At 71.9% G+C, this 6,459-nt stretch carries 8 protein-coding genes; 6 read left to right on the forward strand and 2 right to left on the reverse strand.

Translation table 11 applies throughout. The annotated features are described in order from the left end of the window. Positions 1–6: 6 nt before the first annotated feature. From AN218_RS13765 to rpsR, 3 genes are all read left to right on the forward strand, one after another. Positions 7–264 (forward strand): type B 50S ribosomal protein L31, encoded by a 258-nt coding sequence (locus tag AN218_RS13765; protein WP_070017125.1) that lies wholly within the window; start codon positions 7–9, stop codon positions 262–264. Next, on the forward strand, positions 261–1,409 hold the full coding sequence (locus AN218_RS13770) for a CobW family GTP-binding protein (RefSeq protein ID WP_070017126.1): 1,149 nt from the start codon (positions 261–263) through the stop codon (positions 1,407–1,409). Before AN218_RS13765 ends, AN218_RS13770 begins: the two co-directional genes overlap by 4 nt. Positions 1,410–1,476: 67 nt before the next feature. Next, on the forward strand, positions 1,477–1,713 hold the full coding sequence (rpsR, locus tag AN218_RS13775) for a 30S ribosomal protein S18 (RefSeq protein WP_070017127.1): 237 nt from the start codon (positions 1,477–1,479) through the stop codon (positions 1,711–1,713). Between the two features lie 61 nt (positions 1,714–1,774). Here rpsR and AN218_RS13780 read toward each other — a convergent pair whose 3' ends face one another. Then, complete coding sequence (locus AN218_RS13780) at positions 1,775–2,512, reverse strand: helix-turn-helix domain-containing protein (RefSeq protein WP_070017128.1); 738 nt, start codon at positions 2,510–2,512, stop codon at positions 1,775–1,777. A gap of 174 nt (positions 2,513–2,686) precedes the next feature. On the opposite strand from AN218_RS13780, the gene AN218_RS13785 reads away from it, so the two are divergent. Together AN218_RS13785 and AN218_RS13790 are read left to right on the forward strand one after the other, a co-directional pair. Beyond that, the gene (locus tag AN218_RS13785; RefSeq protein ID WP_070017129.1) at positions 2,687–3,355 is read left to right on the forward strand and encodes a GOLPH3/VPS74 family protein; all 669 of its coding nucleotides are present in this window, start codon (positions 2,687–2,689) and stop codon (positions 3,353–3,355) included. Between the two features lie 172 nt (positions 3,356–3,527). Then, positions 3,528–4,499, forward strand: a complete 972-nt coding sequence (locus tag AN218_RS13790; RefSeq protein ID WP_070017130.1) for a phage baseplate protein — start codon at positions 3,528–3,530, stop codon at positions 4,497–4,499. A gap of 134 nt (positions 4,500–4,633) precedes the next feature. Here the strand turns inward: AN218_RS13790 and AN218_RS13795 are convergent, their stop codons facing one another. Continuing rightward, positions 4,634–5,203, reverse strand: coding sequence for a molybdopterin-dependent oxidoreductase (locus AN218_RS13795; protein ID WP_070017131.1), 570 nt, complete (start codon positions 5,201–5,203; stop codon positions 4,634–4,636). Positions 5,204–5,422: 219 nt separating this feature from the next. Between AN218_RS13795 and AN218_RS13800 the strand changes: the two genes are divergently transcribed. Beyond that, positions 5,423–6,355 carry a LysR family transcriptional regulator gene (locus AN218_RS13800; RefSeq protein WP_070017132.1) on the forward strand — a complete coding sequence of 311 codons (933 nt, stop codon included), beginning with the start codon at positions 5,423–5,425 and terminating at the stop codon, positions 6,353–6,355. Positions 6,356–6,459 lie beyond the last annotated feature (104 nt).

Raw genomic sequence — 6,459 nt, forward strand, 5'->3', positions numbered from 1 at the left:
ACCGCCATGAAGCAGGGCATCCACCCCGCCTACGGTCCCGTCGTCTTCCGTGACAAGGCCGCGGGATTCGCCTTCCTCACCCGCTCCACCGCCACCGCGGACGCCACGGTCCAGTGGGAGGACGGCAACACCTACCCCGTCATCGACGTCGAGATCTCCTCGGCGAGCCACCCCTTCTACACCGGCACGGCACGCGTACTGGACACGGCCGGCCGGGTCGAGCGCTTCGAGCGGCGCTACGGCCGCCGAGAGGTCCGCCGATGACGGCGGATCCGGGACTTCCCGTCGTCATCGTCTGCGGGCTGCACGCCGAGGCGCGGGCCGAGGTCGTACTGCGGCTGCTGCGCGCGGTGCCCGGCAGCGTCGCGCTGCACCACGACCACGCGACGGCGGTCAGGGGCACGGTGCGCCGGACCGTACGGGACGCCTCCGGCGAACTGAGCGCCGGCGAGGCGCCGTTGGTCAACGACTGCGCCTGCTGCGCCCTCCGCGAGGACCTCGTGCCCGAGCTGGAGCGGCTGGCCGCGGACGGCGTGACGCGGCTGGCCGTCGTGGAGCTGTGGGACTCGGTGGAGCCCAAGGCCATGGCCGAGGTCGTGGCCGTACACGGTGAACACCTCGTCCTGACCAACGTGTTCACGGCCGTCGACCCGGCGCTGCTGCTGCCCTGCCTCGGCAACGGCGACGACCTGGCCGACGCCGGGCTCGCCGCGGCCCCCACCGACCAGCGGACCGTGGCGGACACCTTCGCCCGGCAGTTGGAGTACGCCCCCGTGCTCGTCCTCGTCGACAGCGAGACCGCGGACGAGGAAGACGCCGCCCTGCTCAGCCAGTTGCACGGCACGGCGCGCCATGTGCGGGCCGATTCCGAGGAGTTGGGGCAGGCGGCGTTCGCCGGTTTCGACATACGGGCCGCGGCGGCGGCGCAGGACCCCACGTGTGCGCTGCTGCCGCAGGAGGCGGACGACGCCGGGGTGAGCACCTTCGTCTGGCGCCGCGACCGGCCGTTCCACCCGGAGCGGCTCTACGGGGCGCTGGAGGATCTGACCTGCGCCGCGGCCCGCAGCAGGGGGCGCTTCTGGCTCGCCGACCGTCCCGACACCCTGCTGGCGTGGGACGCCGCCGGAGGCGCGCTCAGTGTGGAGAGCGCCGGTCCGTGGCTGGCCGCGCTGCCGGACGCCGCATGGGAGATGGTCACCCCGGAGCGCAGGGCCGCCGCCGCGGTCGACTGGCACCCCGAGAACGGCGACCGCGGCCAGCACCTGGTGTTCACCTCGCCCGGCCTCGACCGCGACGGCCTCGCGAAGCTCCTCGACTCCTGCCTGCTGACCGACGCCGAGTACGCCGCCGGACCCGACGCATGGCGGCGGCTGCCGCCGGCCTTCGCGTCCCTGCTCGACCACACCTAGGTGTCACCGGCGCCAACCCGGCGCCCCGTCCCGTCCGTTCCGACCCGTCCCGATCCCCGGAGATCCCGTGCCACGTCACCATGACCCCCGCAAGCCCGCCAAGTCCCGCCGCAACCCGCTGGACGAGGCCGGCATCACGTACATCGACTACAAGGACACCGATCTGCTGCGGAGGTTCATCTCCGACCGCGGCAAGATCCGCAGCCGCCGGATCACACGGGTCTCCGCGCAGCAGCAGCGGCGGCTGGCGCGGGCGATCAAGAACGCACGGGAGATGGCGCTGCTGCCGTACGCCTCCCGGTGAGCGGACCGCCCCGCCCTACGGCCTCCGGCGCCGGGGCTCCGGAACGCAGGCCGGGGTGCGGCTACGGCCGTACGTTCCCGGAGTCCGCCGTCAGCAGGGCGTTGAGGCGCTGCAGAACGTCGAGTTGGGCCGGGCTGTAGAGATCGCGGAAGGCCCTCCCCATCGTCTCCATGGCGAACGCCTCGCCACGGGGAGCGCCGGCGTTGGGCGTGCGCAGGTCCGGATGCTCGGCGTACGCCTCCCGGACATGCGGCAGCATGCGCTCGGCGAGATCCTGGCGGGTGGCCTCGTCGGCGTCGGCGGGCAGGACGTCGAACTCCTTGTCCGCGTGGGTGGGTTGCTGCCGCATCACCTCCGCCCAGGCCCGGCGGGGACCCGGCCCGAGGACGCGGGTCATCACCGCGAACAGCGAGCGGTCCGCCTCGGAGACGTCCGCATGGGCGGCCCCCGCGAACTCCGGCGGCTGGCCGGCGGGCAGCGACCGGTGCAGGATCACGCCGAGTTCGGCGCGTGCCTGCTGGAGGCGCTCGACGGTGGCGGCGAGTTCGGCGTCGAGGGCACGCAACTCCTCCTCGGGGTGGTCGTCGGCGTCGTCCATGGCGCCGATCCGCCCCAGCGAGAACCCGAGGCCGGTGAGGCGCTTGATGCGCAGCAGCCGCAGCAGATGTGCGACGCCGTACTGCTTGTAGCCGTTGGCGCGCCGCTCGGGCTCGGCCAGCAGCCCGACCTCGTGGTAGTGCCGGACCGCGCGCAGGCTGACGCCGGCGAGTTCGGCGATCTCTCGGGTGCTCCAGGCCATGCCCCCCAGTGCACACCATGCCGAGCCGGTACGGGAGGTCCGGCCTTGACTGTGCCGTAACGGCACGGTGTGGCCTGTGCGGTGGGGGCGGGCCCCGGGTGCCGGTGCGTACGGGCGTCCGGGCCGCTCGCCCGCCCGTGCCGTGCCGTCGCCGACCGACCGGAAGCGAAGACCATGCAGAACGAACCGCTCATCGCCGAAGACCTGACGCTGCTGATGATGGACGACGCCTCGGGGGCGATCGCGGGCGAAGGCACGCTGTACTACACCCTCGGCGGCGCCGTGCTGGTCGAACTCGGCCTCGGCGGGCACATCGCGGCCGACCCGAACGAGACGGGCCTCACCGGCGTGAAGGTGCGCGCCGGCACCGGCCGTCCGCCCTCCGATCCGCTGCTGCGCGGCGCCTACGACACGGTCGCCGCACGCGTACGCGGCGTCCACTCCCTCCTCGCCGAGGTCGGCACCGGACTGCGCACCCCCGTGCTGGACCGGCTGGTGAAGCGGGGCACGGTGCGCCGCAGGAGCACCAAGTGGCTGGGCTTCATCCCCTCGACGTCGCTGACGATCGCCGACACCGCGCACAAGAAGGCCCTCGTCGGACAGGTACGTGCCGTCCTGCTGGACGGAGCGGAGCCCGACGCCCGTACGGCCGCGCTGGCGGGGCTGCTCTCGGCGAGCGGCACGCTGCCGAGCCTGCACCGCTCCATCCCGTGGTCCGGCGCGCTCTACAAGCGGGCGAAGGAGCTGGAGCAGGGGAGTTGGGGCGCCGAGGCCGTGAACGCCGCGGTGCTGCGCACCATGGCCGCGATCGCCGCGGGCAGCGCCGCCGCCGTCACGGCGTAGTGCCTCAGCGGATCCCGCCGGAGCGCTTCACAGGCCCCTCCTTCCGTCAAGCCATGGATGTTTTCCGTCACGACATCTCCGCAGGATTCCGGCACCCGTACTCACAACTCGCCGAAGTGCGCGACGATCTGGACTCGCCCGAGCCACGCGCACGACGACGAAAGGGACGGTCATGTCCGGAGGGAAGCTCTCACGACGCGGTCTGCTCATGGCGGGAGGCGCGACCATCCTCGCCGCCGGAGGGGCGGGAGCGCTGACCGTCGGCACGGCGTCCGCGGCCGTCCCCGGATCGAAGCGGTTCGACCTGTCGAAGCCCGCGTACGACGTCTTCCGCAAGGTGCTGCTGGACGAGAAGCACCACGCGTTGCAGGGCATGGCGTTCGACACCGCGAACCGTCATCTGTTCATCGCGCAGATCCGTGACGGCAGTCCGGGCGACGACCTGTGCATCAACCGGCTCGACGAGTCCGGCAAGGTCACCGGGAAGATGCACATCGACAGCGCCGGGCACGGCGTCTCGATCGGCGTGGAGCCGAGCGGCGAGGACACCTACATCTGGGTCGAGTGCGACTCGAGCGGGGGCGGCGACGACGGACGGGGCACCGCGCTGGCCCGGTTCAAGTTCGCCGACGGGAAGGCCCCGTCCGGGGTGAAGAAGTTCTTCACCGGCAGCAAGACCATCACCTGCGCCACCGACCCGGTCAACAAGCGGATCCTGGTCCGCCGCAAGGAGTCCGGCAAGTTCACCTACCGGCTCTACGACTTCTCCAGCATCGACGTCGAGAACGGCACGTTCACCGACGAGCTGGCGAAGATCACCCAGCCCGAGCTGGGCGACGGCGGCGTGACGTTCCAGGGCTACACCGTCTTCGGCAGCTACCTCTACACGCTCGACGGCGACGGCCACGCCGACCAGGCCGACATCAACTCCTTCATCACGACCACCGATCTGAACACCGGCAAGGTCGTCGAGCGCGCCCTGACCAAGGCGGGGAAGTCGCTGGTCTACCGCGAGCCGGAGGGCATGGCGATCAACCAGACGGCCGACGGCGAGGTCCGGCTCTGCTTCGGCTTCGCCTCCCGCACCAGCGTGGGCAACATCGACCGGTACGCCAACGTCTTCCACAAGAACGTCCTCGTCTGACCCGGGGGAGCGGGGGCGCGCGCCCCGGCCCGCAGGGGGAGCCGCGAGCTGGGGCTGCGCGCACGCGCGTCCGTACGGAGACGACGTCCGGTGCGTACGGTACGGCGGTCCGGTCCGGTGTGGGCGGCGCCGTCTCACCCCGCCGTACGCCGGTACGGGCCTGCGCTCCCGCCACCGCTCCCGGCGCGTGCCCCGACCCGTACCAGCGGTTCCGGATCGTCCGCCGGGAAGGGCGGCGGCGCGCCCACCCAGACGCTGCTGATCGCGCTGACGTACCGCGCACCGCACCGGTCCCACGGCGCGACCAACTGGCTTCCCGCCAGGTCGAGATCGCGTCCGTCCATGCCGGTCGCCAGCAGCACGGGGGCGTCGCAGAAGTCGGAGTCGATCTCTCCCCAGGACAGCACCGTGTGGTGTCCGTCGCCGCCGGTGACCGACACCATGAAGCGTGAACGGTCCTTGCGCCGCCGGGGATCGAAGAGCGGGCGCGCCCCGGTGATCACCTCCCGCAGCAGCGGCCCGGAGAAGGTGTGCCGCTGCGGCCCGTTGGTGGCGCAGTGGAAGACGACCTCCGCCTCGTGCTGCTCGAAGCGCTCGCGCAGATCGGCGACCGTCAGCCGCGACGGCTCGGCCAGGTCTCCGCTGAGCGCGAACGACCCGGCGGGTGGTGCCGCCGTACGGCGCGGGCTGCTGAGTCCGCTCATCGCCGCCCCCAGAGAGCTGTCGACCGTGACACGTCCTCCCGTGGTATGCCCCGCCCCGGGTGGAGGGAACCGCAGAAGCAAGCCATGGTCCCGCATCGCCTGACGTATGCGAACCCCTCGGCCCGTATCGCCTCGCATCTTCCCGTACGCCGGGCGGTGCGCCGGCGATCGTCCACGACCGCTCTGGACTGCGGCGGGCCGCCTGGCACATGCTGAGGCATGCTGCTTCGCCAGTTGGAATATCTGGTGGCGCTCGCCCGCGAGCGTCACTTCGCGCGTGCCGCCGCCGCGTGTTTCGTCTCGCAGCCGTCCCTGTCCGCGGGGATACGGAAGCTGGAGAGCGATCTGGATGTGCCGCTCGTCCAGCACGGCGCCCGCTTCGAGGGGCTGACCCCGGAGGGCGAACGGGTTCTGCACCGCGCCCGGCGCATCCTCCACGAGCGGGACGCGCTGCACCACGAACTCGCCGAGATGCGGGGCCAGTTGACCGGCACGCTGCGGCTGGGGGCGATCCCGACCGCGATGACCGTCGCCTCGCTGATCACGACGCCGTTCTGCGAACGCCACCAGCAGGTGACCGTCGAGCTGGAGTCGCTGTCTTCGCGCGACATCATGCGGCGGCTGGCCGAGTTCGAGATCGATGCGGCGTTGACGTATCTGGACGACGAGGATCTGCGGGGCGTACGCAAATTCCCTCTCTATGAGGAGCGGTATCTGCTGCTCACGCCCGTGGACGGGCCGTGCGCCGCGCAGACCGAGATCGGCTGGGCGGAGGCGGCGAAGCTGCCGCTGGTGCTGCTGCCCCGGCGGATGCGCAACCGCCGCATCCTCGACGACCTCTTCGCCGCCGACGGGGCGACCGCCTTCCCCGCCGTCGAGACGGACACCCTCGACGCGCTCTACGCCCATCTCGCCTCGGGCCGGTGGTCGAGCGTGATCTCCCATGCGTGGCTGCACATGTTCGGGATCCCCCGCGGGATGCGGGTCGTACGGCTGGCCCGGGACGAGGCCGAGCCCAGCCCCGCCGTCGGCCTCGTCGTCACCCCGCACGCACGGGAGTCCGTGATGGTGCGCTCGCTGCTGAACGTGGCGGGCGGCGCGGGCGTACGGGACGCGCTCGACGCGCTGCTGGAAGCACACCTGGAGTCATAGGGGGCCGCTATCCGGGCATAGAGAACATTCCTTTGACCCCGGTCGCCGGGCGGGAGGACGGTGAGGTCACCGCACCGATTGCCTCGACGGCGAGGAGTTGTGTC

This window comes from Streptomyces nanshensis (assembly GCF_001751255.1).
Classification (GTDB): domain Bacteria; phylum Actinomycetota; class Actinomycetes; order Streptomycetales; family Streptomycetaceae; genus Streptomyces; species Streptomyces nanshensis_A.

Excerpts from the sequence above, each read along its gene's own strand:
- AN218_RS13785 (WP_070017129.1), top strand. The coding sequence starts at position 2,687 with ATGCAGAACGAACCGCTCATCGCCGAAGACCTGACGCTGCTGATGATG.
- AN218_RS13800 (WP_070017132.1), top strand. The coding sequence starts at position 5,423 with ATGCTGCTTCGCCAGTTGGAATATCTGGTGGCGCTCGCCCGCGAGCGT.
- AN218_RS13795 (WP_070017131.1), bottom strand. The coding sequence starts at position 5,203 with ATGAGCGGACTCAGCAGCCCGCGCCGTACGGCGGCACCACCCGCCGGG.
- AN218_RS13765 (WP_070017125.1), top strand. The coding sequence starts at position 7 with ATGAAGCAGGGCATCCACCCCGCCTACGGTCCCGTCGTCTTCCGTGAC.
- AN218_RS13780 (WP_070017128.1), bottom strand. The coding sequence starts at position 2,512 with ATGGCCTGGAGCACCCGAGAGATCGCCGAACTCGCCGGCGTCAGCCTG.
- AN218_RS13770 (WP_070017126.1), top strand. The coding sequence starts at position 261 with ATGACGGCGGATCCGGGACTTCCCGTCGTCATCGTCTGCGGGCTGCAC.
- AN218_RS13790 (WP_070017130.1), top strand. The coding sequence starts at position 3,528 with ATGTCCGGAGGGAAGCTCTCACGACGCGGTCTGCTCATGGCGGGAGGC.